Origin of the sequence: Devosia subaequoris (assembly GCF_014197055.1) — a bacterium.
Classification (GTDB): Bacteria; Pseudomonadota; Alphaproteobacteria; order Rhizobiales; family Devosiaceae; genus Devosia; species Devosia subaequoris.
Map to the genome: position 1 here is coordinate 117,695 of NZ_JACIEW010000008.1, position 22,660 is coordinate 140,354.

The 22,660-nt window shown below is 63.3% G+C and carries 20 protein-coding genes and 1 tRNA gene; 11 read left to right on the top strand and 10 right to left on the bottom strand.

Annotated features, from left to right (window positions below; translation table 11 throughout):
• Positions 1-24 precede the first annotated feature (24 nt).
• The 3 genes from GGR20_RS15430 to GGR20_RS15440 are packed head-to-tail and all read left to right on the top strand — an operon-like array spanning position 25 to position 5,829.
• Positions 25-834, top strand: coding sequence for an ImuA family protein (locus tag GGR20_RS15430; protein WP_183312262.1), 810 nt, complete (start codon positions 25-27; stop codon positions 832-834).
• Positions 719-2,398 carry a Y-family DNA polymerase gene (locus tag GGR20_RS15435; protein WP_183312263.1) on the top strand — a complete coding sequence of 560 codons (1,680 nt, stop codon included), beginning with the start codon at positions 719-721 and terminating at the stop codon, positions 2,396-2,398. Before GGR20_RS15430 ends, GGR20_RS15435 begins: the two co-directional genes overlap by 116 nt.
• Complete coding sequence (locus tag GGR20_RS15440; RefSeq protein WP_183312264.1) at positions 2,395-5,829, top strand: error-prone DNA polymerase; 3,435 nt, start codon at positions 2,395-2,397, stop codon at positions 5,827-5,829. The genes GGR20_RS15435 and GGR20_RS15440 overlap by 4 nt, the downstream gene beginning before the upstream one ends.
• Before the next feature lie 81 nt (positions 5,830-5,910).
• Here the strand turns inward: GGR20_RS15440 and GGR20_RS15445 are convergent, their stop codons facing one another.
• Positions 5,911-6,201 (bottom strand): 4a-hydroxytetrahydrobiopterin dehydratase, encoded by a 291-nt coding sequence (locus tag GGR20_RS15445; protein WP_183312265.1) that lies wholly within the window; start codon positions 6,199-6,201, stop codon positions 5,911-5,913.
• A gap of 222 nt (positions 6,202-6,423) precedes the next feature.
• Between GGR20_RS15445 and GGR20_RS15450 the strand changes: the two genes are divergently transcribed.
• Both GGR20_RS15450 and GGR20_RS15455 read left to right on the top strand, forming a co-directional pair.
• Positions 6,424-8,694, top strand: coding sequence for a putative bifunctional diguanylate cyclase/phosphodiesterase (locus GGR20_RS15450; RefSeq protein WP_210283209.1), 2,271 nt, complete (start codon positions 6,424-6,426; stop codon positions 8,692-8,694).
• 152 nt (positions 8,695-8,846) lie between these two features.
• A complete protein-coding gene (locus GGR20_RS15455) occupies positions 8,847-9,593 on the top strand; it encodes an N-acyl amino acid synthase FeeM domain-containing protein (RefSeq protein WP_183312267.1) in 747 nt (248 codons plus the stop codon).
• A gap of 28 nt (positions 9,594-9,621) precedes the next feature.
• Here the strand turns inward: GGR20_RS15455 and GGR20_RS15460 are convergent.
• From GGR20_RS15460 to hemC, 5 genes are all read right to left on the bottom strand, one after another.
• A tRNA-Thr gene (locus tag GGR20_RS15460) sits at positions 9,622-9,697 on the bottom strand.
• Positions 9,698-9,736: 39 nt separating this feature from the next.
• Positions 9,737-11,122, bottom strand: coding sequence for a heme biosynthesis protein HemY (locus tag GGR20_RS15465; protein ID WP_183312268.1), 1,386 nt, complete (start codon positions 11,120-11,122; stop codon positions 9,737-9,739).
• Positions 11,119-12,363, bottom strand: a complete 1,245-nt coding sequence (locus tag GGR20_RS15470; protein WP_183312269.1) for a COG4223 family protein — start codon at positions 12,361-12,363, stop codon at positions 11,119-11,121. Before GGR20_RS15470 ends, GGR20_RS15465 begins: the two co-directional genes overlap by 4 nt.
• Positions 12,364-12,387: 24 nt before the next feature.
• Complete coding sequence (locus GGR20_RS15475) at positions 12,388-13,131, bottom strand: uroporphyrinogen-III synthase (RefSeq protein WP_183312270.1); 744 nt, start codon at positions 13,129-13,131, stop codon at positions 12,388-12,390.
• The gene (gene hemC / locus GGR20_RS15480; RefSeq protein WP_183312271.1) at positions 13,119-14,057 is read right to left on the bottom strand and encodes a hydroxymethylbilane synthase; all 939 of its coding nucleotides are present in this window, start codon (positions 14,055-14,057) and stop codon (positions 13,119-13,121) included. Before hemC ends, GGR20_RS15475 begins: the two co-directional genes overlap by 13 nt.
• A gap of 54 nt (positions 14,058-14,111) precedes the next feature.
• Here hemC and tsaD point away from each other — a divergent pair, with 54 nt between their 5' ends.
• The 6 genes from tsaD (at position 14,112) to GGR20_RS15510 (ending at position 18,340) form a co-directional block, all read left to right on the top strand.
• Entirely contained in the window at positions 14,112-15,191 is a 1,080-nt protein-coding gene (gene tsaD / locus GGR20_RS15485) for a tRNA (adenosine(37)-N6)-threonylcarbamoyltransferase complex transferase subunit TsaD (RefSeq protein WP_183312272.1), read from the top strand.
• Complete coding sequence (locus tag GGR20_RS15490) at positions 15,181-16,167, top strand: NAD(P)H-dependent glycerol-3-phosphate dehydrogenase (RefSeq protein WP_183312273.1); 987 nt, start codon at positions 15,181-15,183, stop codon at positions 16,165-16,167. The genes tsaD and GGR20_RS15490 overlap by 11 nt, the downstream gene beginning before the upstream one ends.
• 1 nt (position 16,168) lies before the next feature.
• The gene (locus GGR20_RS15495) at positions 16,169-16,462 is read left to right on the top strand and encodes a YciI family protein (RefSeq protein WP_183312274.1); all 294 of its coding nucleotides are present in this window, start codon (positions 16,169-16,171) and stop codon (positions 16,460-16,462) included.
• A 4-nt stretch (positions 16,463-16,466) separates the two neighbouring features.
• Positions 16,467-16,901 (top strand): EVE domain-containing protein, encoded by a 435-nt coding sequence (locus GGR20_RS15500; RefSeq protein WP_183312275.1) that lies wholly within the window; start codon positions 16,467-16,469, stop codon positions 16,899-16,901.
• Between the two features lie 178 nt (positions 16,902-17,079).
• A complete protein-coding gene (locus GGR20_RS15505; protein WP_183312276.1) occupies positions 17,080-17,835 on the top strand; it encodes a siderophore-interacting protein in 756 nt (251 codons plus the stop codon).
• 100 nt (positions 17,836-17,935) lie between these two features.
• The gene (locus GGR20_RS15510) at positions 17,936-18,340 is read left to right on the top strand and encodes a DUF1761 domain-containing protein (RefSeq protein ID WP_183312277.1); all 405 of its coding nucleotides are present in this window, start codon (positions 17,936-17,938) and stop codon (positions 18,338-18,340) included.
• A gap of 3 nt (positions 18,341-18,343) precedes the next feature.
• On the opposite strand, the gene GGR20_RS15515 is transcribed toward GGR20_RS15510, so the two are convergent.
• The 4 genes from GGR20_RS15515 to dapF all read right to left on the bottom strand — a co-directional run bounded on the left by GGR20_RS15515 (position 18,344) and on the right by dapF (position 22,420).
• Positions 18,344-18,961: a septation protein A gene (locus tag GGR20_RS15515; protein ID WP_183312278.1), complete on the bottom strand. Its 618-nt coding sequence runs from the start codon at positions 18,959-18,961 to the stop codon at positions 18,344-18,346.
• Between the two features lie 126 nt (positions 18,962-19,087).
• Positions 19,088-20,293, bottom strand: a complete 1,206-nt coding sequence (ftsY, locus tag GGR20_RS15520) for a signal recognition particle-docking protein FtsY (protein ID WP_183312279.1) — start codon at positions 20,291-20,293, stop codon at positions 19,088-19,090.
• Positions 20,294-20,309: 16 nt separating this feature from the next.
• Positions 20,310-21,572, bottom strand: coding sequence for a tRNA (N(6)-L-threonylcarbamoyladenosine(37)-C(2))-methylthiotransferase MtaB (gene mtaB, locus GGR20_RS15525; protein ID WP_183312280.1), 1,263 nt, complete (start codon positions 21,570-21,572; stop codon positions 20,310-20,312).
• A complete protein-coding gene (gene dapF / locus GGR20_RS15530) occupies positions 21,572-22,420 on the bottom strand; it encodes a diaminopimelate epimerase (RefSeq protein WP_183312312.1) in 849 nt (282 codons plus the stop codon). Before dapF ends, mtaB begins: the two co-directional genes overlap by 1 nt.
• Positions 22,421-22,660 lie beyond the last annotated feature (240 nt).

Here is a 22,660-nt window from a genome sequence, read left to right on the forward strand (position 1 = left end):
TTTGTTCATATAGCTCATAGCATCATGCAGACCCAGGATCGCCAACAGCGCCTTGCCGCGCTGCGGGACACTATTGCCAATATCGAGCGCAAGCCGGCGCTGGCCGAGATGCGGACAAGCGCCTTTGACGAGGCGGCGGATGGTTTTCCGCGCCTGCCGGGTGGGTTGTTGCAGGATGTGTGCACCGATGCGGTGCGCAATGGCGGGGCGAGCCTGGGGTTTGCACTGGGGCAGGTCCGTACCCTGTTCACCCCGAAGCGGTTGGCGGTGCTCTATCTCCAGCTTGCCGCTGATGGACAGTTCTTCGGCCTGCCCTATGGGCCGGGGCTGTCGTGTTTTGGTCTGGATCCGGCCCAGCTTGTCATCGTGCGGACCAGCGACATGCAGGATTTGCTCTGGGTGGCCGAGGAGGCGCTGGCTTGCCGGGCGGTTGCCGGCATTGTCGCCGATATTGGCGGAGCGCCCGAGCTGCTCGATTTTACCGCCAGCAGACGTCTCAGTCTGCGTACGGCGGAAAGCGGCACATCGCTATTCCTGTTGCGCTATGGCGCGGACAGACCGGCCAGTGCAGCGCATCTGCGCTGGCATCTGGTGCCGCACCAGTCGGGGCGCAAGCCGTTCGATGACCGGGCACCCGGACCGGCCCGTTGGGGCCTCACACTCGAAAGGGGCAATACCGGCCAAAGCACACGCGAATGGATATTGGAGTGGACAGGAAATGCGTTCAAATCCCTCCCAGACCGAACTGAGAAAACCCGCCAGCATCCTCCCGGAGCGCCGGTTTCTCTGCCTTCACCTGCCCTATTGGGCGACCCAATATCTCAAACGGGTTGATCCCGGCCTCAAGGCGCCGCTGGCGCTGTATGAAAAGATCAAGGGCGGGCTGCGGTTGGTGGCCATGGACCAGCAGGCGAAGGCCGCAGGCCTGCGGCTCGGGCAGGCTCTTGCCGATGCCCGCGCCCTGCTGCCCGGCCTGACCGTGCTCGAGCAGGACACCGCTTTTCTGGCTTCCGCCTTTGCCGAATTTGCCGACTGGCATTCCAATGCCAGCCCGCTGGTCGGCGTGTTGCAGGACAAGGCGCCATTTGGCGATCTGGTCCTCGATATCACCGGGGTGGCGCATCTGTTCGGTGGCGAGGCGGCCATGCTGGCCATGGTGCTGGGTCGGCTGCGGGCGCTTGATTACAGCGTTGCGGGCGCCATTGCCCCGACCATTGGCGCGGCCTGGGCGCTGAGCCATTTCGGGTCGGGCGGCATCGTCGGGTCCGAGCAGTTGAGCGATGCGCTCGAGAATTTGCCGGTCGCCGCGCTGCGGCTCGATGAAAAACAGATCAGCCTGCTCACCCAGATGGGGCTGACGCGCATTGGCGACCTGCGGAGCCGACCGCGCAAACCCATGCAGGCGCGGTTCGGTGCCTCGCTGATCCTGCGGCTCGACCAGGCCTATGGGCACATCGAAGAGCGCATGACGCCCCGCTTGCCGCCGGCAGAGCATTTTGTGGAGCGCAAATTCTTCGAGCCCATCTCCACGCTGGAGGATGTGCTGCTGACCATGGAAGGTCTGGCGCAGGAGCTCTCGCAGGCGCTGGAAACCGAGGGACTCGGGGGGCAGGGTTTTCATCTGTTTCTCTATCGGGTCGACCACAAGGTGATGACCCTGTCGCTCAATGCCGCCCGGCTGACGCGCGATGCGGGGCATATTGCGAGCCTGTTCCGGCATCGCGCCCAGCGGCTGGAACAGGAAAATTACGATCCCGGTTTCGGCATCGATCTGGTGCGGCTGGCGGCCGCGTCGCTTGATCGGCTTGAGCCCGGTCAGGTCGGGGTGTTCGAAACCGATAACGGCGCAAAAGATATCGAGCAGCTGACCGACAGGCTGGCGAGCCGGCTGGGGCCGCTCAGCGTGCTCAAGACCGAATTGGTGGCCAGCCATATTCCGGAACGGGCGGCGCGGCTGGTGCCGGCCCTGGCCCAGCAGGCCCAGGTGCAGCCCGCCGGAGCGGGCGCGCGCGAGCGGCCATTGCGCCTGCTGCCACAGCCCGAGCCCGTGGCCATCAGCGCTGAAGTGCCCGATGGACTGCCGGCCGCAATGATCTGGCGGCGGCAGCGTTATCGCCTGGTCAAGGCGGCCGGCCCCGAGCGGATCAGCGCGGAGTGGTGGCGCAGTGGCGAGCGGCTCAAGCTGGTTCCGGCCGAGCGGCCCAAGCCACCTGCGCCGGGCGAAACGCCCAAGCCGCTGCCCTATACGCCTGAGCTGTCCTTGTTCGATCCGATGTCGGGAATGCGGGATTACTATATCGTCGAGGATGGAGACGGGCACCGGTTCTGGGTGTTCCGCCAGGGGCTCTATGGCGGCGCGGTGCACCCGGTCTGGTATCTGCATGGGGTGTTCCCATGAGCCAGGTCATCCAGCTCCGGCCCGACCACGCCCCGCCGACCCAGCCCCGGGCCGCCGTCCCGGCCTATGCCGAGTTGATCACCACCAGCAATTTTTCCTTCCTGCGCTCGGGCTCGCATCCCGAAGAGCTGGTGGCGAGCGCCATGCATATGGGCATGGCAGCGCTGGGGCTGTGTGACCGCAACAGCTTTGCCGGGGTGGTGCGAGGCTATGTGACGGCGCGGGACAACAAAGAGATCAACCCCGATTTCCGTTATCTGGTCGGGGTGCGGCTGTGCTTTTCGGACGGCACGCCGGATATCGTTGCCTATCCCTCGGACCGGGCGGCCTATGGGCGGCTGTGCAAGCTACTGACCCTTGGCAACAAGCGTGGCGAAAAGGGCGCGCCCGAACTCCGCTTCGACGACCTGTTCGCCAGCACCGATCCGGAGCACGACCAGGGCCACTACGCCGAGGGACAGTTGTTCATCCTGACCCCCCATGAGGGGGACTGGGGCCTGACGGAGCGGACTCTTGAGCGCCTAGCGCAAGAGGCGCCAGGTCGGGTCTGGGTGGCCGGTGTTGCCCGCTTCGATGGCGGCGATCGCGCCCGGCTCAACCGCGTGGATGCGCTGGCGCGGCGGCATGGCGCCAGGATGATCGCCAGCAATGATGTGGCCTATCATGAACCAGACCGGCACATGGTGCTCGATGTGGTCACCTGCATTCGCGAGCACCTGACCCTGGAACAGGCGGGGCTGGCCCTCTCGGTCAACGCCGAGCGGCATCTGAAAAGCCCGCAGGAAATGGCGCGGCTGTTTACCGAACATCCCGACGCCCTCGCCCAGACCCGGGCTTTCATCGCCCGGATCGGTTTTTCGCTCGATCAGCTCGAATACAACTATCCCGAGGAAACCGTGGGCAATGGCGAAACCGCGCAGCAGACGCTGGAGCGGCTGACCTGGGCGGGTGCGGCCAAGCGCTTTCCCCTGGGAGTGAGCGACACACTCAAGAAGGTGCTTTGGACCGAATTGTGCCTGATCGCCTATAAGGGCTATGCCGCCTATTTCCTGACAGTGCACGACATCGTGCAATTCGCCCGGCATGAAAAAGGCATTTTGTGCCAGGGACGTGGCTCGGCGGCCAATTCCACGGTCTGCTATTGCCTGGAAATCACCGAGGTCAATCCAGACAAGGCCAATCTGGTGTTTGGCCGTTTCATCTCCACCGAACGCGACGAACCGCCCGATATCGATGTCGATTTCGAGCATGAGCGACGCGAGGAGGTGATGCAGTACATCTATCAGAAATATGGAGGGCAGCGGACCGGACTGACGGCCAATGCCATCACCTATCGCAGCAAGAGTGCAATTCGTGAAACCGCCAAGGTGTTCGGTGTTTCCGAGGATACGATCAGTGCCTTCAACCGGCTTCACTGGGGCTGGGGATCGGGAGTGGATCTGAAAAGCGTTGCGGGGCTGGGGCTCAATCCAGACGATCCGGCACTGGCGCAGATGTTCGAGGTGGTCAAGGTTTTGCGGGGCTTTCCGCGCCACCTCTCCCAGCACGTAGGTGGGTTCGTGATCACCCGGGACAGCCTTGAAACCCTGGTGCCGATCGGCAAGACGGCGATGGACAGCCGCACCATCATCGAGTGGAACAAGGACGATATCGATGCGCTCAAGATCCTCAAGGTCGATATCCTGGCCCTGGGCATGTTGACCTGCCTCAGGCGGGCATTCGATTTGATCGACACCCATTACGGGCACAAGGTGCAGCTGGCCGAGTTGCAGAATGAGGAGTTCGAGTTCCCCGAGCGGGCGAAGCCGGTCTATGAGATGACCCATCGCGCCGACACGGTCGGGGTGTTCCAGATTGAAAGCCGGGCGCAGATGACCATGCTGCCGCGCCTCAAACCCGTGGTCTTTTACGATTTGGTGATCGAGGTGGCCATTGTCCGGCCCGGACCGATCCAGGGCAATATGGTGCACCCCTATCTCCGGCGCCGCCAAGGCATCGACAAGGTCGAATATCCCAGCCCCGAACTCGAAGCGGTGCTGTATCGCACGCTTGGCATCCCGCTGTTTCAGGAACAGGCGATGCAGATTGCCATTGTGGGAGCCGGTTTTTCGCCCGGCAAGGCCGACCAGTTGCGCCGGGCCATGGCGGCCTGGCAGCGCACCGGCAAGCTGGCTCAATTTGCCGATGACTTCATCGGTGGCATGATCGGCAAGGGCTATACGCCCGAATTTGCCAGGCAGAGCTTTGCCCAGATCCAGGGCTTTGCCGAATACGGTTTTCCTGAAAGCCATGCGGCCAGTTTTGCCTTGTTGGTCTATGCCTCATGCTGGCTGAAATGCCATTATCCCGATGTGTTTGCCTGCGCCCTGCTCAATTCGCAGCCCATGGGGTTTTATGCGCCCAGTCAATTGGTGCGCGATGCGACCGAGCATGGCGTGGAGACCCGCCCGCCCGATGTCAATTGCTCGACCTATGACAGCACGCTCGAAGACGGCGGCTGGGATGTTGATGCGCATCTGTGGCCGCGGCATGCGCCAATGCGCGGCCATATCTGGACGAAAAAAGCCCTGCGGTTGGGCCTGCGGCAGGTCGAGGGCCTGGCGGAAAAGGATGCCATGCGCATCGTGGAACAGCGCCAGGGCGGCTATAGCTCGATCCGCGATCTCTGGCTGCGCACCGGGGTGCCGGTGGCCAGTCTGGAAAAACTGGCGCGAGCCGATGCTTTCGCGTCACTCGGGCTCAACCGGCGCGAAGCGTTGTGGGCGGTCAAGGGGCTGGTGGGTATTTATGGAGCCGAGACCCTGCCGCTGTTTGCGGCCGAACCGGCGGTGGCGCCAGCCCAGGAAGAGCCGGCCGGGCTGCCGCTGATGGCCCCGGGCGAAGAGGTGATCCACGACTATGCGACGCTTTCGCTTTCGCTCAAGGGTCACCCGGTACAGTTCCTCCGGCCCATATTGCAGGCGCGCGGCACCACGCGGGCGGAAAATCTCGCCCATGTCGCCAATGATGTCGTGGTGGAGGTGGCCGGGCTGGTGCTGGTACGCCAGCGGCCCGGCACGGCCAGCGGGGTGATCTTTGCCACGCTCGAGGACGAAACGGGGGTGGCCAATATCGTGGTCTGGCCCAAGCTGTTCGAGGATGAGCGGCTGCGCAAGGTGCTGCTCTCAAGCCGCATGCTGGCGGTGCGCGGCAAGGTGCAGGCCGAGCAGGGGGTTATTCATGTGATCGCCCAGGATATGGAGGATCTGACCCCGCACCTGCTCGACCTGTCCCATGGCAAGGATATGGGCGATGCCGTGGTCGCCCGCGCCGATGAAGGAAAATCCGGCCCGCCGGGCAGCCAGAGCCGCGACCGGCAGGTGAACCGGGAAGAGGAGATGGCGCGCCGAAGAGCCTATTCGGCCCTGCCTGGCGGGCGCAATTTTCATTGAGACCAGGTCTGCGACAGCCCGGCACTTCAGAATTCCGAAGTTCTATAAGCCCTTGTTCTACTTTATTTTTATGAAGATTGTCTAGACGAGCAACGCATCGATCTGGTTGGCCAGGGCAATGTCCTTTTCGCTCAACCCGCCGGCGTCGTGGGTCGAGAGATGGATGGACACCTTGTTGTAGACATTGGACCAGTCGGGGTGGTGCCCGGCTTTTTCGGCCAATAACGCCACCCGGGCCATAAAGGCGAAGGCCTCGGAAAAGTCCTTGAACTTGAAGGCGCGGCCAATCGCGTCCTGGGCTGGTTCATAAGACCAGCCGCCCAACGATGCCAGTGCCGCTTCCCGCGCTGCGGGGGAGAGTTTTTCGACCATGATGGCCTCCGATCCAAGATACGTGCCTGGCCAACGCATGAAGATGAAACAAGGCTCCGGCGCCACTGGCCGGTCCAGACGCGGCAATATTAACCTGGCATTCAGCCTGCGGTCCAAATCGCCGCGACCAATCAACGCGATTGCAAGGGCTTGTTAAGGCCTCGTCCCCCCAAATGCCGTGACAATAGGGAAATTTCCGTGCTGAGTTCAGCCAGAAAGACAATGCCGACCCTGGACTATGTGTCCATCGTCCGCTCGGTCTATGGAGACCGGGGGGCGATGCTTGCTGGTGCCTTTGCCAGCGGGCTGACGGCCGCGCTGACCGCCTGGCGGTCGCAATCCCTGCCACTTTACGCGGTGGCGCTGGCCATTATTCTGCTCGGCCTTGTGCGCTATTTCAATATGCGCGCCTTCTGGCGGGCCGCCATCGACAGTGACGACGCGATGGCCGCGCAGCACTGGGAGGACCGCGCCACGCTGGCCGGGGCGACCCTGGCCCTGGCGCATGGGCTGTGGTGCTTGTTCGCGCTGTGGCTGGTCAACGATCCGTTTGCCGAACTGGCCAGCATTTCGCTCTCCATTGCCGTGATGGTGGGGATCTGCGCCCGTAACTTCGGCCTCGACCGGCTGGTGACCCTGCAATTGCTGGGCGTGATCGTGCCAATGGGCGCCGGTCTGGCCGGGCATGGCGACGCATATCACGCAATTTTAGCGGTGCTACTGCTGGTGCTGCTGTCGAGCTTCCGCAAATTGGCCGGCGATATCCGCGCCATCCTGCTTTCGGCCGTGCATGGACGGGTCGAGGCTTCGCGCCTGGCAGCCGAGCTCGACATCGCCATCACCACGCTGGAACACGGGCTGTGCATGCTCGATGAAAACGGCCTGGTCACCGTTGCCAATGAGCGGGCCGGCCGGGTGTTTGCCTTGCTGGGAATTCGACAGCTCGCCAACCAGCCGTTCGGCTCAGTGCTGGCGGTGCTTGGGGCGAGCAATCGGGTGTCGCGTACGGCGGTTGAAGAGCTTGGCAGCATGATTTCGCGCCGGGCCTCGGGCAAGGTGCTGCTCTCGCTCGATCCGGGGCAGTATTACGAAGTGACCGTCAGTTCGCGCGGCAAGCGCAGCGTGCTCCTGTTCGAAGATATCACCGAGCGTGTCGAGGCCGAAGAGCGCATCAGCTTCGTGGCGCGTCACGACACGCTGACCAATCTGCCCAATCGCAATCACTTTGGCGAATTGGCGCTTGATGAGCTGGAAAATCGCGCCGAGACCGGGACGTCCAGCGTCCTGATGATCTTCGATATCGATGAGTTCAAGCATGTCAATGACAGCTTTGGCCATGTCGTTGGCGATAAATTGCTGCGCCAGGCTGCCGACAGGCTCCGCGCAGGGCTGCCGGACGGCACAACGCTGGCGCGGCTGGGGGGCGATGAGTTCATCGCCCTGTCAGGTGCCGACATTGAAAGCGCGCGCGCCGGCGCCAGGCGCGTGCTCGACGCGTTTAACGAGCCCTTCATCCTTGATGGTCACCACCTCTCGGTGCAGGTCAGCATTGGCATGGTCATCAGCCGAACCAGCCGGGAAGGGCTTGATGAATTGATGACCAAGGCCGATCTGGCGCTTTATGCTGCCAAAGGTGAAGGCAAAGGTCGTTGTCAGCTTTTCCATCAGCAGATGGATATTGATTATCACTATCGCCAGCGGCTCAAGGCCGATCTGCGCGAAGCGGTGGCGGCGGGCGCATTGTCGCTGGTATTTCAGCCATTACTCGATATCTCCAGTCATCGCGTGGTGTCCTGTGAAGCGCTGGCGCGCTGGACCCATCCTGAATTGGGACCAATTCCGCCCGCCACTTTCATTCCTCTGGCCGAGGAAATGGGCATTATTTCCGAGATCACGGCCTTCGTCGTACGCAGTGCGGTGGCCGAATGCAGCCAATGGGCCGGCGAGATCGGCGTGGCGGTCAATGTTTCGGGACGCGATTTCCGAGGCCTGGACCTGCCTGGCCTGGTTGATGAAGCTCTGGCCGAGTCCGGCTTATCAGCGCCGCGGCTGGAACTGGAAGTGACCGAGACGGCAGTGATCGAGGAAACCGCTCTGGCCCAGAGCGTGCTGGAGAGCCTGTCGGCGCGCGGCATCTCGATCGCCCTGGACGATTTCGGTACGGGCTATTCCTCGCTGAGCTATCTCAGCGCATTGCCATTCAACAAACTCAAGATCGATCGTTCCTTTGTCCAGGATATTGCTGAAGACGAGCGCGCGCTAAGTCTTCTGGCCAATGTTGCCCGGCTGGGGCGCGACCTGGAGCTGACCGTGGTGGCAGAGGGCGTGGAAACAGAAGACCAACTCCACGCCATGCTCAAGCATACCGGCATTCAGCAGGTGCAGGGCTATTTCTTCAGCCGGCCCTTGCCGGCCCGCGATATTGCCGAGTTGATCAGCCACTTAAACAGCCAAACCAGCCCGCTGCTCCCGGCAAAACGTAAACATGGTTAACCTGCTTTAAGGTTCTGATAACCATTATCTTTTGCCCGCATTGGCGCCTAAGTGCCGATCCCCTTGTGATTTTTCCGCATGCGGTAATCCCTAACAAAAGGTTAAAGTGGCGCCATCCGATCGCGGAATGGTATTGGTATATGAGTGCGGCAATGGATAGGGCAGCGGGTGCCACCTCGCAGTTTGCCACCAGTCTGATCGACCTTCTGGATCGCGTGCATTATCGCCGCGTCTCCGTGCAGGAGCAGTTCGATCCGGTCTACAGGTTGCGCTATGAGGCGTATCGACGGGAAGATTTTATCCCGATCAATTCCCAACAGATCACGCGTGACAAGTTTGACGACGCGCCTAATTGCCACTGTTTCGGCATCTATATCGACGATCGCCTGGTCAGTTCGATCCGACTGCATGCGGTCAGTGCGGAGCAGCCGACCTCGCCGAGCCGCTTGATCTGGCCCGACGTGCTGGGTGGCCTGCTCGAAAACGGGGGGCTCTATATCGATCCCAGCCGCTTCACCGCCGACCACGACGCCTCGCTCGAATTTCCGGCGCTACCCTATCTGACCCTGCGCATGGCGGTGATGGCCTGCGAGTATTTCCAGGCCACCCACTGCATTTCCTCGGTGCGATCCGAGCACGGACCGTTCTACCGGCGGGTGTTCGGTCTCGAGCAGATGGCCGGCGCTGGCCATTGGGGCGAATTGAGTTTTCCGGTCTGTTTGTTCGGCGCACGGGTCGAGGTGATCTACAATAAGGTCATGTCCCGCTTCCCCTTCTTCATGTCGACCCATGAAGAACGCGCGGCGCTATTTGCACCCGAGAGCCTGAAAGTGCCGGCCATTGCCCCGACGGCGCGCATGGCGCACCGTCTGCGCCAGCTTGAGGGCGCGCAGGGCTAGCTGCCGGACGAACAGATATTCTGGGAAGTGGTGCCGCCTACGTGACTCGAACACGTGACCCCATCATTACGAATGATGTGCTCTACCAACTGAGCTAAGGCGGCGCTCCAATGGGGCGTGGCCCCAAGTGGATGGCGGGTCTTTTACTGGGCGTTTTCGGTGCGCGCAAGGGGTAAGGATTGATCGGCCGGCAACAAGGTCGGCGCCGCCGCTGCTGGGGACGAGGACGTCACTTGCGGGCGTGCATTGCTGGCCACCGGCACCTTCCATTCGAACGCATCCAACCGGCCGGTGACCGGAGAGACCGGCTCCCATTCGTCGCTGACAATGCCATCGGCGGTCCAGGCCGGGTCGCGCGGTGCGCGCACGGCGCGGGCCAGCCATTCGCGGGCCTTGCCCTGGTCGCCATTCTGGCCTTCCTCGATTTCAGCCATCAGGCTGGCGACGCCCTGGGTCGCCTCGGCATCGGCGAAGGGCGCCAGGGCCTCGCGGGCACGGGCCCAGTCATAAGCGTCGATGGCGGCGCGGGCCATGGCCATGCCGGCGGCGCGATGCGGGGGCGGCATTTCGATGATCTCGCCCAGGCGCTTGAGCCGATCCACCGCCGAGGCGCCGGGTTGGGAATGAGCATAGAGCGCTGCGACATCGGGATGGCCGGTGGCACGCCAGATGCGGCGCAACAGGCTCTGGGCCCGGCGGGCTTCATTGCGGTTGGAATAGATGCGGGCGGCGATCAGTGCGGCAGGCACAAAATCGGGCACCAGCTTGAGTGCGGTCAGCGCATGTTCGAGCGCACTATTGGGCTCGCTCAATTCGCTTTCGCGGGCGCGGGCGGTTTCGATCACGGCCTGGCGGCGGCGCTTTCTGGCTTTTTCCTCGCGCGTTGCGGCAGGCTCGGCATTGACCATGCCGACCGCTTCGGCCCACTGGCCGCGACGGGCCAGATCGTCGAACACGGCCTGGCTGGCCCAATCGGTCTCCGGCGCCAGTGTGAGGGTCTTGCGCGCAAAGGTCAGGGCCGCGTCCGGCCGGTCCTGGGCGCGGGCCTGATCGTACAGGCCGGTGAGGGCCGCAACGGCGGTGTTTTCGCTGGCGATCAGAGCGCGATAGTGCTCGCGCGCGGCCGGCATGTCCCCCAGGGCGAGATCGGCGCGGGCTTCGAGCAGTTTGGCGGCGCCATTGTCGGGCAAGCGCGCCTGGGCCTCGCGGGCCAGCAGGCGAGCGCGGGCCGGATCTCCGGCCTGCAGGGCAATGACGGCGTCCGAGAGAGCGTCGACGCCCTGTTCGCGGCGGCGGGCGGCGCGACGCTTTGCCATGGCCCGGGGTGCCCCGATAATGCGCCGCGTAACGGCCCAGATGGCGATGACGAGGGCGGCGGCCACCAGCAGGATGACCACGGCGGTCCCGAGGCGCGGCTGCAAGCGGTAGCCAGCCAGCTCCAGCGTCAGCGTGCCGGGCAGGGCGATTACCCAGGCTGCGATGCCGGCAATGATCAGGCTGCCGATGATCCAGGAAGCAAGTCGGATCATGCACCATTCTCCCCGGTGAGGGCGCTTTCACGCAATTGGGCGAGGAATTCATCTGCCGCCGCGAGGTGGGCGATGTCGTCGGCAAGATCGCCGGCGGCCGCGCGCATGGAGGCGGGCAGGGCTTCCATCTCGGATTGTGCGGCGGAAAAATCGCGGGCGGCGATGGCAGCTTCAAGCCGCGCGATGATGGCGTCGGGGCTGTCCCCTTCGACTGGCCCGGTGGGCCGCATGGCGACGAGGCCGCGGAACCAGTCGAGGCTGGCATCCTGCCAATTTGCGTCAGTTCCGGCCGGACGCCCGGCGAGCATGTCCGGCAGCACCGCGTCGAGCTGGCGGGCAATGGTACCGGGTTGCGGCAGGCCCGTCGCGGCGCGCCCGGCGATGGCCTCAGGCACCAGATAGTCAGGCTGGGCCTGACGCAAAGCGGCCAGTTCGGTCTCATAGGGCCGGCCGGCGTCAAAGGCGCTTTCCAGCGACGAGAAAATCAATGGCAGGCGTGCGGCGGCAACGCCATTGCCGGCATCTTCGCGCGTGCTCTGGGCCAGTGCGGCCAGTTCGTCCCGCGCCTGAGCCAATTGGGCTGTGGTTTGTTCGGCACTGGCGCGCAGAGCCGAGAGTTCGGCTTCGATCGCACTCAGGTTCTCCGGGGCGGCCGTGTCGCTCGTGGCGCCGGCGGACAGTTCGTCCAGCCGAGCGGAAAGCGCGGCAAGATCTTCGGTTGTGACCAGATTGCTGGTGTCGATCGCGCTGGTCGGTTGGTCTGCCAGGCTGGATTCAATTGCGCCGACCCGCCCCGTCAGGGTCGAAAGCTCGTCCTGCAGCGTGCCGGTCACCGTTTCCAGTTCAGGAATGGCACTGGCAAACTGGGCAAGGCGCGGATCTGCAGGTGGGGCGGCCTGTTCCGGGGTCGGCCACAGGCCATACCAGGCCAGACCATAAGCCGCGCCCAGGCCGAGGGCGCCGCCGACCAGGCCAGCCAGCCAGATGCCGCCGCTGCCGCCCGAGGCTGGCGCAGGCTCACTCTTGGTTTTTGCACTAGAGGCCGGCGCCGGCTTGTTCGGCTTGGTGGAGCCAGCTGTGGGCTTGGTCGCCTCGGCGGACGAAGTGCCGCCGGTCGGCTTGGCCGTGCCTTCCAATACGGGCGGCCTGACCGGTCCGGACTTGCCAGCGGTTTTATCCGCGGGCTTGTCGGTTGCCTTGGGGTCGGTGTCTGGCGTTTGCTTGCCGGTGGTCTCAGCCATGGCCCTTCCTCTCGTTCCGTCCGATCATGGCCCAGTTTGCTCGCGGGCAAAAGCCAGTGCGAGCGCCATCATTGCCTCTTCGCTGGGGTGGTCTGCCAATAGAACGCGGCTGAAGTGATGTTCGATCAGCGGCGCGGCGACATTTTCTGACAGGCAGATGACGGGGAGCTTGCGCCGGGCAGGTTCGGGAATGGCCGAAGCGCCCAGGGTGCAGAAGATTTCAGCGGTGCGGCGTGAATAGAACAGGATTGCGTCAAAGGCGCCTTCGGCCAATTGGCCGGCGATGGCCGTGGGCAGGGTGGTTTCGGCCACCATCTCATAAACCGGCGTGGTGACGACCATCAGCCCGTGCGGGGCGAGCGCGTGGGCGAGGTCGCCGCTCAAATGCCTGCCGGCAGGGTAAAAGACCGGACCGTCGAGCCGGGCCAGGGCAATGGTGGTGACCAGCGAATCAAGCGTGCCATCGGCGGCGACAACCTGCTCGAATCCGAGTTGGCGCGCTTCATGGGCGGTGCGGTCGCCCACGGCATAGACTGGTTTGTCGCGCAATTCAGCGGTCGCATTCAGCTCGGACAGGGCGCGCAGCGCGTTGGAGCTGGTCAGTGCCAGAGCCGAGAAGCCCTCGGCCGGCGGCAAATGGGCGTGCAGCGTCTGGCGCGTCATTAGCGGCACGGTATCGGCCGCAATTTCCAGCGCCGCCAGCCGTTCCTGGGTGGCCTGGGCGTCTGGCTCGGGTCGGGTGATGAGCATGCGCATCAGCTTGACCATTGGCTGAGCCAGTCCGGTCCTGCCTGACTGAGCAGGTCGCGGCCGACGGTTTCGCCCAGGGCCACAGGATCCCGGCCTTCTGCGGTGGCGCGGAAACTGGTCTGCCCGTCGAGGCTGAGAATTTCGCCCTTGAGGGTGAGCAGGCCGTTCTCGTTCAACGTCAACGCGCCGACCGGAGTGCGGCAGGACCCGTCGAGGACCGTGAGCATGGTGCGTTCGGCGGTGATGGCAGTGTGCGTCGGCGCATGGTCGAGCAGCGCGATGAGGTCGGCCAGGCGGTCGTCACCTTCCCGGATGGCCAGGCCAATAGCGCCTTGGGCAGGCGCGGGCATGAAGTCTTCCGGATCGAGAATGGCGGTGGCGCGGTGGCCCTCGTCCAGCCGGTTGAGACCGGCCATGGCGAGCAAGGTGGCGTCCGCAACGCCGTCGAGCAGCTTTTGCAGACGGGTATGTACGTTGCCGCGAAAAGGCACGATGCGCAGATCCGGCCGCAGGCGCAGGGCCTGTGCGGCGCGGCGGATGGACGAGGTTCCAAATCGTGCCCCTTCGGGCAGGTTGTCGATGCCTTTTACGGATACCGAAATAAAGGCGTCTCGGGCATCTTCGCGCTCCAGAAAGGCGGCGAGACGGATACCAGAGGGCAAGCCCGTGGCCACGTCCTTGCTCGAATGCACACCGATATCGATACGGCCGCTGAGCAGGGCTTCGTCAATTTCCTTGGTGAAAACGCCTTTGCCGCCAATGTCGGAAAGGGTGGTATTTTCCTTCTGGCTGCGGTCGCCGCCGGTCGAAAACACCTCAATCTCGATGGTGTCCTGGGCGATGCCGTGGTTTTCCGAGAGCAGATCGCGCACCAGTTTGGCCTGGGCGAGCGCCAAGGGGCTGCCGCGCGTTCCGATCCGGGCGAAGGGGGTGGGCGATTGCATAATCAGGCGGTCCTAGTGTACGCGATAGGCTCATTTGGAGTAGACCAGTTCGTCGTGACCGGGCAAGCGCAAGCCATCATTCTGGGTATTGAAACAAGCTGCGACGAAACCGCCGCAGCCATAGTCGTACGAGATCAATCGGGCCGGGGTACGATAAGTTCCAATGTGGTGCGCTCTCAGCTCGATGAACATGCTGCCTTTGGTGGGGTTGTGCCCGAACTCGCAGCGCGGGCCCATGTCGAATGGCTCGATCATATCATCGCCCAGGCGGTGGCTGAGGCAGGCATTGCACTCAAGGATGTCGACGCCATTGCCGCCACGGCCGGGCCGGGGCTGATTGGCGGGGTGTTGGTGGGGCTGACCACCGGCAAGGCGCTGGCCGCATCGTTGGGCAAGCCACTGATCGCGGTCAATCATCTCGAGGGGCATGCGCTGACGGCGCGGCTGACCGATGGGGTTCAATTCCCCTATCTGATGCTGCTGGTCTCGGGCGGGCATAGCCAGTTCGTGCTGGTGCGCGGGGTTGGCGAGTATGAACGCTGGGGCGGTACGATCGACGACGCGCTGGGCGAGGCCTTCGACAAGGTGGCCAAGCTGCTAAGCCTGGGGCATCCCGGCGGGCCGGCGGTGGAACAAATCGCCACCAAGGGGGATCCGGCCAGGTTCAAGTTCCCGCGTCCCCTGCTGCGCGAGCAGCGGCTGGATTTTTCGTTTTCCGGGCTCAAGACAGCGGTAAGGTTACAGGCCGAGGCGCTGGCGCCACTGAGCGAGCAGGATGTGGCCGACATTGCGGCGGGCTTTCAGGCGGCGGTAACGGAGATCGTCGCCAAACGCTCGCGCCAGGCGCTGGAACGGTTCCGTGCCGAATTGCCCGAGGCCGAGCCGCAACTGGTGGTGGCTGGTGGCGTCGCGGCCAATCGCGCCATTGCGGCAGCGCTTGAAACGGTCACCCGGGAAATGGGCGCGCGCCTGGTCGTGCCGCCGATTGCGCTTTGCACCGACAATGGCGCCATGGTGGCCTGGGCCGGTGCGGAACGGTTTGCCTTGGGCGCGACCGATGGGTTGGCGGTCGAGGCGCGACCGCGCTGGCCGCTCGATGCCCCGGGCATGAAGGTAGATGGCCATGCCGCTTGAAACCGTGGCGGTGATCGGCGGCGGCGCCTGGGGCACGGCCCTGGCGCAGGCGGCTGCCATGGCGGGCCGAGTGGTCCGTCTGGTGGTGCGGACAGCCGAACAGGCCGAGGCGATCAACCGGGCTCATGTCAATGCGACCGCGCTGCCTGGCCAGGCTCTGCTGGCAGGTGTTGTAGCAGCCGACCGCTTGGAGCGGGCCGATATCGTAATCCTGGCGGTGCCGGCGCAATCGACGCGGACGCTGTTGTCCGGGCTGGAACCAGATTTGCTGGCCGGACGCCCGGTGGTGCTCTCGGCCAAGGGTCTGGAAACCGGCACGCTGGCGCGGCAGAGCGAAATCTTGTTCGATATGGCGCCTGAGGCCGTGCCCTATGTGCTCTCCGGCCCCAGCTTTGCAGCCGACCTGGCGGCGGGGCGCCCAACGGCGGTGACCCTTGCCGGGGACGATGCCAGCGCTACCTCGGACCTGGCGGCGGCGCTGGCCGGGCCCAGCTTCCGGCCCTATGCGGCTGATGACCGGATCGGGGTGGAAATCGCCGGGGCACTCAAGAATGTCTATGCCTTGGCCTGTGGCGCGGTGGATGGTGCCAGTCTCGGCGCCTCGGCACGAGCGGCGCTGATTGCGCGTGGCTATGCCGAAATGGCGCGGGTCGTGACGGCCATGGGCGGTTCGGCGCATACGCTGACCGGGCTGGCCGGGCTGGGCGATTTGACCCTGACCTGCACCTCGGTGCAATCGCGCAATTACCAGTTCGGCATGGCGTTGGGGGCCGGTCGTTCGACCGAAGAAATCGTTGCTTCCGGGGCCAAGTTGGCCGAAGGCGTGGCGACGGCGCCGGTTGCAGCCGCTTTGGCCAAAAGTCTTCAAATCGATACGCCGCTGATCGACGCGGTCGATGCAGTTGTGGCCGGCAAGGCCGATATCGCCACCATAGTTGCGGGCCTGATGTCCCGCCCACTCAAAAGGGAAATTTGACATGCTGTTCGCCATGATCGCCAAGGATGCGCCCGGCGCATTGCAGACGCGGCTCGATACACGCCCGGCGCATCTGGATCATCTCAATTCACTGGGCAAGAAACTGGTCTTTGCCGGGGCGCTGCTTAATGCCGAGGAACAGCCGGAAGGCTCGATCGTGGTATTCGAAGCCGTCGATCTGGCCGAGGCCGAAGCGCTGGCGGCGGCAGACCCGTTCGTTCCGGCAGGCGTGTTCTCCAGCTATGAAGTCAAGCGTTGGCGCATTGCCGTCAATACCACCGGCGTGGAGTTGTAGTCAGATGGCCTATTGGCTGATGAAGTCCGAACCAGATGTCTTTTCCTTTGACGATCTGGTTGCCAAGACGGCCAAGGGCGAAACCGAGGAATGGAGCGGGGTGCGCAATTATGCGGCGCGCAACAACATGCGCGAGATGAAGAAAGGCGACGAAGCCTTCTTCTATCACTCCAATATCGGTAAGGAAATCGTGGGCATCATGAAGATCGTGGAGCCCGCACATCCCGACAGCACGGCCGAACTCAACGCCAAGGGTGAAGTGGTGTGGGAATGCGTCGATGTGCAATCGGTCAAGCCCTTCCCACGCCCGGTGAGCCTGGCTGAAATCAAGGCGACGCCTGAACTGGCCGAAGTCGAACTGGTGCGACTCTCGCGCCTGTCAGTGTCCAAGGTCAGCGAAGCGGAATGGAAATTGATTAGCAAAATGGGTGGCTTGTAGCCGTCCCGCAGAGGAGATCGCTTCAGTGAAGCGATTTAAGGCTACAAGGCCCGGAGAGCTATGCTCGTAGGGCGGGCCGCCGTCCCGCAGGGGAAATCGCTCCGATGGCCGCCCATAAGCTGACTTGTCTAATCAACAATAAAGTGGCAAGTCGTCCTTCAATGAGATGGAGACGGTCATGGTCAAGCAGATACGTAGATTCGAAGTGGTCGAGACAGGTCATGTCACGCCCAATATGTTTCGCGTGCGCTTCGGCGGTCCAGAGGTGACGGCGTTTCCCGAAGGCTTTGCCGGTGGCTACCTCAAGCTGCGCATCCCGCTTGAGGGCGATGCGGTAGCGGTGCGCACCTATACGATCCGCCATCAGGACAAGAACGTCATTGATGTCGATTTTGCCTTGCATGGCGACAAGGATGCCGCCGGATTGGCGACGCGCTGGGCGCTCGATGCGCGGCCGGGCATGAGCCTGGAGGCAGGTGGCCCGGGCCAACCCAAGCCGCTGCCTGCGGTGGCGAATGGCCACTATATCATTGCGGGCGACATGACGGCGCTGCCGGCTATTTCGGTCAATCTCGAAGCGCTGGGACCGGACGCCAGTGGCGATGTTTTCCTCGAAATCCAGCACGAGGATGACATCCAGAAACTGGCAGTACCGAATAATGTCAGGCTGCACTGGCTGGTGAACCCCGAACCCGGAAGCCAGCCGGAGCTGCTGGCCGATGCCGTGCGCGCGCTGGCGTGGCCGGAAACCCTCACCTACGCCTGGGTCGCCACCGAATTTGAAGCCATGCGCAATCTACGCACTTATCTGCGCGCAGAGCGCAATTTGGGGACGGACCAGCTCTATATATCGAGCTATTGGAAGCGCGGCCTGATCGAAGACGATCATCGCTCGGTCAAGAGCGCCGATGCGCAGGCTGAAACGCCCGCGTAAGGGCGATCTCCGGCTCCGGTACCAATCCTCCTGGCCTCTATCCTATAGCGCGTACGCAAGTTAAGCTCAGCGGGCGCAATTAATGTGAGGGGGAATGGAAATGGACTTTCTAGCTGTCAACTGGCTGGCCATCGTGCTGGCGACCGTGGCCAGCATGGCGCTGGGTGCGGTCTGGTATGGCGTATTATCCAAGCAATGGATGGCAGCTTCAGGCCGAACCAGAGAGGACATCGATCCCAAGGACTTCATGCCCTATGTCTGGTCGGTGATCGTGCAACTGGTCATGGCCTATTTCCTGGCCGTGCTGACGCCACCGCTGGCCGGCGCGATGACCATCGGTCACGGGTTGCAGATCGCCTTCCTGATGTGGCTGGGCTTTGTGCTGACCTCGATGATCCTCAACCATCGCTACCAGGGCCGGCCCTGGTCGCTGACCGTCATCGATAGTGGTTATATCCTGGCAGCCCTGCTGGTGCAGGGGCTGGTGCTGGGCCTGTTCGGCTAAATTTCAGCTTTCCACCACCACTGGCGGGACCTTTGCCGGTTCCGCCGGGGGTGCATATTTGTTGAGCAGCGGAAGCTGGCTCATCGAGAAAACGACGGTCAGCGGCATGATGCCCCAGACCTTGAACGCCACCCAGAAGTCGGTCGAAAAGCTGCGCCAGACCACTTCATTGAGCACGGCGAGCACGATGAAGAACAGACCCCAATTGAGGGTCAGCTTCCACCAGCCCTCGGGCTTGAGCTTATAGACATCGCCGAAGACATATTTCAGCAGCGATTGCCCGAATATCAGCCCGCCCAGCAGCACCGACGCAAACAGCGTGTTGGTTATGGTGGGCTTGATCTTGATGAAGGTGTCGTCCTGCAGCCAGAGGGTCAGGCCGCCAAAGACCAGAACCACGACGCCGGTGACCAAGGGCATGACGGCGACCTTTTTCAGGATCAGCCAGCTCAGCGCCAGTGAAATGACCATGGCAGCCATGAACCATGCTGTGGCGACGAAAATGTCGGCGCGGCCATTCATGATGAAGAATATCACCAGAGGCCCCAGCTCGAGCGCCAGCTTGATGATCTGGGGGCGCGTTTCGTCCCAATTGATTTCGGGTTCGGCTTTTTCGCTCATTCGACAATCCGTGTGTTGCCGCCAATGTGAGGGGTGCGGCGCCCTGTTGCAAGCCAGTAGCGGACAAGAGTGGTCAGATTTTGGCTGCCCGCTTCGGTCTTTTCTCCTGCCGGGCAGATGGCAGGTCTATTCCTGCCCAGCGATGGCCCGCGCGAAGTCCTGCGCCTCAAACGGCTCCAGATCGCCCACCCCTTCGCCCACACCGATGAAATGCACCGGCAGGCCAAATTTCCTGGCGATGGCGACGAGGATGCCGCCACGGGCGGTGCCGTCGAGCTTGGTCATGACGAGGCCGGTCACGCTGGCGCGCTGGCCAAAAATTTCGACCTGTTTGAGCGCATTCTGGCCCGTGGTCGCGTCCAGGGTGAGCAGGGTCGCGTGCGGTGCCTCAGGATCGACCTTCTTGATGACGCGGATGATCTTTTCCAGCTCGTTCATCAGCTCGTCGCGGTTCTGCAGACGTCCCGCGGTGTCGATGATCAGGACGTCGTGCGCTTCGGCCCTGGCCTGGGTGACAGCGTCGAAAGCGAGGCCGGAGGCGTCGGCGCCAGTTGGCCGGGCAACGACCTGGGCGCCGGTGCGCTCGCCCCAGATCTGCAATTGCTCGATTGCTGCCGCGCGGAAGGTGTCGCCCGCAGCCAGCATGACCGATTTGCCTTCGGCGGCAAATTTTTGCGCCAGCTTGCCGATCGTGGTGGTCTTGCCCGAGCCATTGACCCCGATCATCAGGATGATGAACGGCTTTTTGCTGCTGTCGATCAACAAGGGCTGGGCGACAGGGGCAAGGACCTGCTCGACCTCGGTGGCCAGAACAGCGCGCACATCTTCGCCTGAAACATCCTTGTCGAAGCGGTCGCGGCGCAGGGTCTCGGTGATGGCGATGGCCGTATCGATGCCCAGATCTGCCTGGATCAATACGTCTTCGAGTTCGTCCAGCGTGGCTGCGTCGAGCTTGCGCTTGGTAAAGACCGAGGTGATCGAGCTGGTCAGGTTATCCGAAGAGCGCTTGAGGCCGGAGGCGAGGCGCGCAAACCAGCCCTTGGGCTGTTCGGGCTCTCCCACCGCCTGTGGGGCGGCAGCCAGATTGTCCTCGACGTCCTCAATATAATCGGGTGTGGTCTCCGGAGGTCCGGGTGGCAGATCGTGCTCGGGCGCCGGGGGGGCGTCCGTGGGCTCGGTTGGCGCTGGCGGCTCGGCCTCCGGTTCCGGCACGTCGGGAATGGCGTCCGGGGTCACCGGGGTTTCCGGAACAGTCTCTTCGGGCGCAGGGGTTGGTTCGGGCTGATTGCCGCCAAACAGGCGCTGGAAGAAGCCGGGTTTCTTTTCGCTCATGCGATGTCCTTGATAATCACGCGGCGGCCGGCAAAAGCTCGCCGGCCAGCCCGTCGTTGCTGCGGCCGGAAATCCGAACGCTGAGCAGATCGCCCGCCTCGGTTCCGGCAACGCGCACGGGAATGAATTGTTCAGTCCGTCCCAGGCCACCGCGTTCCATCAGAACAGATTCTGTCTGCCCGATGCGGCTGTCGCAAAGGGCGCGAAACTGTTTTTCGCCCGCAACACGCAACTGGGTCGCCCGCTGCCGGGCTACGGCCTTGCTCACCTGCGGCATGCGGGCCGCGGGGGTGCCAGGACGGGGCGAATAGGGGAAGGCATGGATATAGGTCAGGTTCGCATCGGCGATGATCCGCAGCGAATTTTCGAACATGGCGTCGGTTTCGGTCGGGAAGCCGGCAATAATGTCGGCGCCAAACACCATGTCGGGACGGAGCGAGCGGAGCTTTTCGACAACCGCCAGCGCATCGTCACGCAGATGCCGGCGCTTCATGCGCTTCAAAATCATGTCGTCGCCCGATTGCAGCGAGAGATGCAGATGCGGCATCAGGCGCTGGTCGGTGACCGCTTCGTAAAGCGCGGGGTCCGCTTCAATACTGTCGATCGAGGAAATGCGCAGGCGTGGCAGATCGGGGACATGTTTCAGGATCGACTGGATCAGCAGCCCAAGCGTGGGAGCGCCGGGCAGGTCCGGACCATAGGAGGTGATGTCGACGCCGGTCAGAACCACTTCGCCACAGCCATTGGCCACCAGCGTCTTGATCTGCTCGACGACCACGCCCATGGGCACGGAGCGCGACGGGCCGCGGCCGAAGGGGATGATGCAGAAGGTACAGCGGTGATCGCAGCCATTCTGCACCTGCACAAAGGCGCGGGTGTGTCCATCCAGGCCCTCGATAAGGTGCCCGGCGGTTTCGCGCACGCTCATGATGTCGTTGACCTGCACCTTGTCATTGAGCGGCGTGCCAAAAACCACGGGCTTGTAGCTGTCCGCTTTGAGCTTGTCGGCATTGCCGATGACCAGGTCCACCTCGTCCATCTCGCCAAAAGACCGGGCCTCGGTCTGGGCGGCGCAGCCGGTGACGATGATGCGCGCTTCCGGGTTATCGCGACGGGCCCTGCGCACGGCTTGCCTCGCCTGCCGGACCGCCTCGGCAGTCACGGCGCAGCTATTGATGATGATCGCATTGTCCAGGCCTGCCTTTTCGGCCTCCGACTTCATCACCGCGCCTTCATAGGCGTTGAGGCGACAACCGAATGTCAGCGTTTCAATGGCCATCAGGCCGCCTCGCTGCGGGTCCAGGCACCTGTCGTCGGGTTCAGGTTGCCGCGCCATTCGAACTCGGCCGGGCCGGTCAGGGTCACGTGGTCATTGTCGAGCCATTCCACGATCAGATCGCCACCGGGCACGGTGACCGTGGCTTTGCGGGCGGTGCGCCGGGTGCGGGCGCCATTCACCAGCGCGGCGCAGGCGGCCGTGCCGCAGGCCTGGGTCAAGCCGGCGCCGCGCTCCCAGGTCCGGAGCACGATGTGGTCGGGCCGGACCACCTCAGCGATGGAAATATTGGCCCGCTCGGGAAAGAGCGGGTGGTTTTCGAGCAGCGGCCCGAAGCGGTCGAGCGCAAAGCTCCACACATCGTCCTTGACCCAGAAGGTCGCGTGGGGATTGCCCATGGATGCGACGGACGGAGAATGCAGCACCGGCGCGTCGATGGGGCCGACCTGCAATTCGACATAGCGGGTGTCGGCAAATTCCTCACTGAGGGGAATTTCGTACCAGGCAAATTTCGGCGAGCCCATGTCGACAGTGATCTGGCCGTCTTCGGTTTCCTCGCCAAACAGGATTCCAGCGAGGGTTTCAAAGGTGAAGCGCTGGCGCCCCAGTTCGGCCGTCAGGGCCTGGACCACGCAACGCATGCCATTGCCGCAGGCCTGGGCGCGCGAGCCGTCGGAATTGATGATTTCAACATAGTTGATGGTGCCCGGCGTCCTGGGATCATGAATGGCCATGATCTGGTCGAACCGGGTTTCGGCGCGTGCATTGATGGCAATGGCGGCCTCGGGCGTGACGCGCGCATTGGTTCCGCGCAGGTCGGCCACGATGATCTGGTTGCCCAGCCCGTTCATCTTCAAAAAGGGGACGTCGCTCAACTCGCAATTCCGTGCTGTTGCCGCCTATGGAGCAGCGTTGTCGTCCTATATGGCGGAATTGGCCTTCAAATGCCAGTCCGGCGGCTTGCCTGGGCCGGCTTCGGTCGGTCGCTTATGAGTGTGAGTCGTTTCAATTTTCTTTTCATCTTAACCACTTGGGTTAGGCAGGCCCTTAACCAGAGCCGCAATTTTGGGGTGCTTCGGGACGGCGATGAG

Bases quoted from the DNA above. Each gene is read 5' to 3' on its own strand.
- hemC (WP_183312271.1), bottom strand. From the start codon at position 14,057: ATGCAATCGCCCACCCCCTTCGCCCGGATCGGAACGCGCGGCAGCCCC.
- GGR20_RS15515 (WP_183312278.1), bottom strand. From the start codon at position 18,961: ATGAGCGAAAAAGCCGAACCCGAAATCAATTGGGACGAAACGCGCCCC.
- GGR20_RS15430 (WP_183312262.1), top strand. From the start codon at position 25: ATGCAGACCCAGGATCGCCAACAGCGCCTTGCCGCGCTGCGGGACACT.
- ftsY (WP_183312279.1), bottom strand. From the start codon at position 20,293: ATGAGCGAAAAGAAACCCGGCTTCTTCCAGCGCCTGTTTGGCGGCAAT.
- GGR20_RS15450 (WP_210283209.1), top strand. From the start codon at position 6,424: ATGCCGACCCTGGACTATGTGTCCATCGTCCGCTCGGTCTATGGAGAC.
- GGR20_RS15490 (WP_183312273.1), top strand. From the start codon at position 15,181: ATGCCGCTTGAAACCGTGGCGGTGATCGGCGGCGGCGCCTGGGGCACG.
- GGR20_RS15465 (WP_183312268.1), bottom strand. From the start codon at position 11,122: ATGATCCGACTTGCTTCCTGGATCATCGGCAGCCTGATCATTGCCGGC.
- GGR20_RS15455 (WP_183312267.1), top strand. From the start codon at position 8,847: ATGGATAGGGCAGCGGGTGCCACCTCGCAGTTTGCCACCAGTCTGATC.
- dapF (WP_183312312.1), bottom strand. From the start codon at position 22,420: ATGAACGGGCTGGGCAACCAGATCATCGTGGCCGACCTGCGCGGAACC.
- mtaB (WP_183312280.1), bottom strand. From the start codon at position 21,572: ATGGCCATTGAAACGCTGACATTCGGTTGTCGCCTCAACGCCTATGAA.
- GGR20_RS15435 (WP_183312263.1), top strand. From the start codon at position 719: ATGCGTTCAAATCCCTCCCAGACCGAACTGAGAAAACCCGCCAGCATC.
- GGR20_RS15445 (WP_183312265.1), bottom strand. From the start codon at position 6,201: ATGGTCGAAAAACTCTCCCCCGCAGCGCGGGAAGCGGCACTGGCATCG.
- GGR20_RS15470 (WP_183312269.1), bottom strand. From the start codon at position 12,363: ATGGCTGAGACCACCGGCAAGCAAACGCCAGACACCGACCCCAAGGCA.
- GGR20_RS15495 (WP_183312274.1), top strand. From the start codon at position 16,169: ATGCTGTTCGCCATGATCGCCAAGGATGCGCCCGGCGCATTGCAGACG.
- GGR20_RS15510 (WP_183312277.1), top strand. From the start codon at position 17,936: ATGGACTTTCTAGCTGTCAACTGGCTGGCCATCGTGCTGGCGACCGTG.
- GGR20_RS15475 (WP_183312270.1), bottom strand. From the start codon at position 13,131: ATGGTCAAGCTGATGCGCATGCTCATCACCCGACCCGAGCCAGACGCC.
- GGR20_RS15505 (WP_183312276.1), top strand. From the start codon at position 17,080: ATGGTCAAGCAGATACGTAGATTCGAAGTGGTCGAGACAGGTCATGTC.
- GGR20_RS15500 (WP_183312275.1), top strand. From the start codon at position 16,467: ATGGCCTATTGGCTGATGAAGTCCGAACCAGATGTCTTTTCCTTTGAC.
- GGR20_RS15440 (WP_183312264.1), top strand. From the start codon at position 2,395: ATGAGCCAGGTCATCCAGCTCCGGCCCGACCACGCCCCGCCGACCCAG.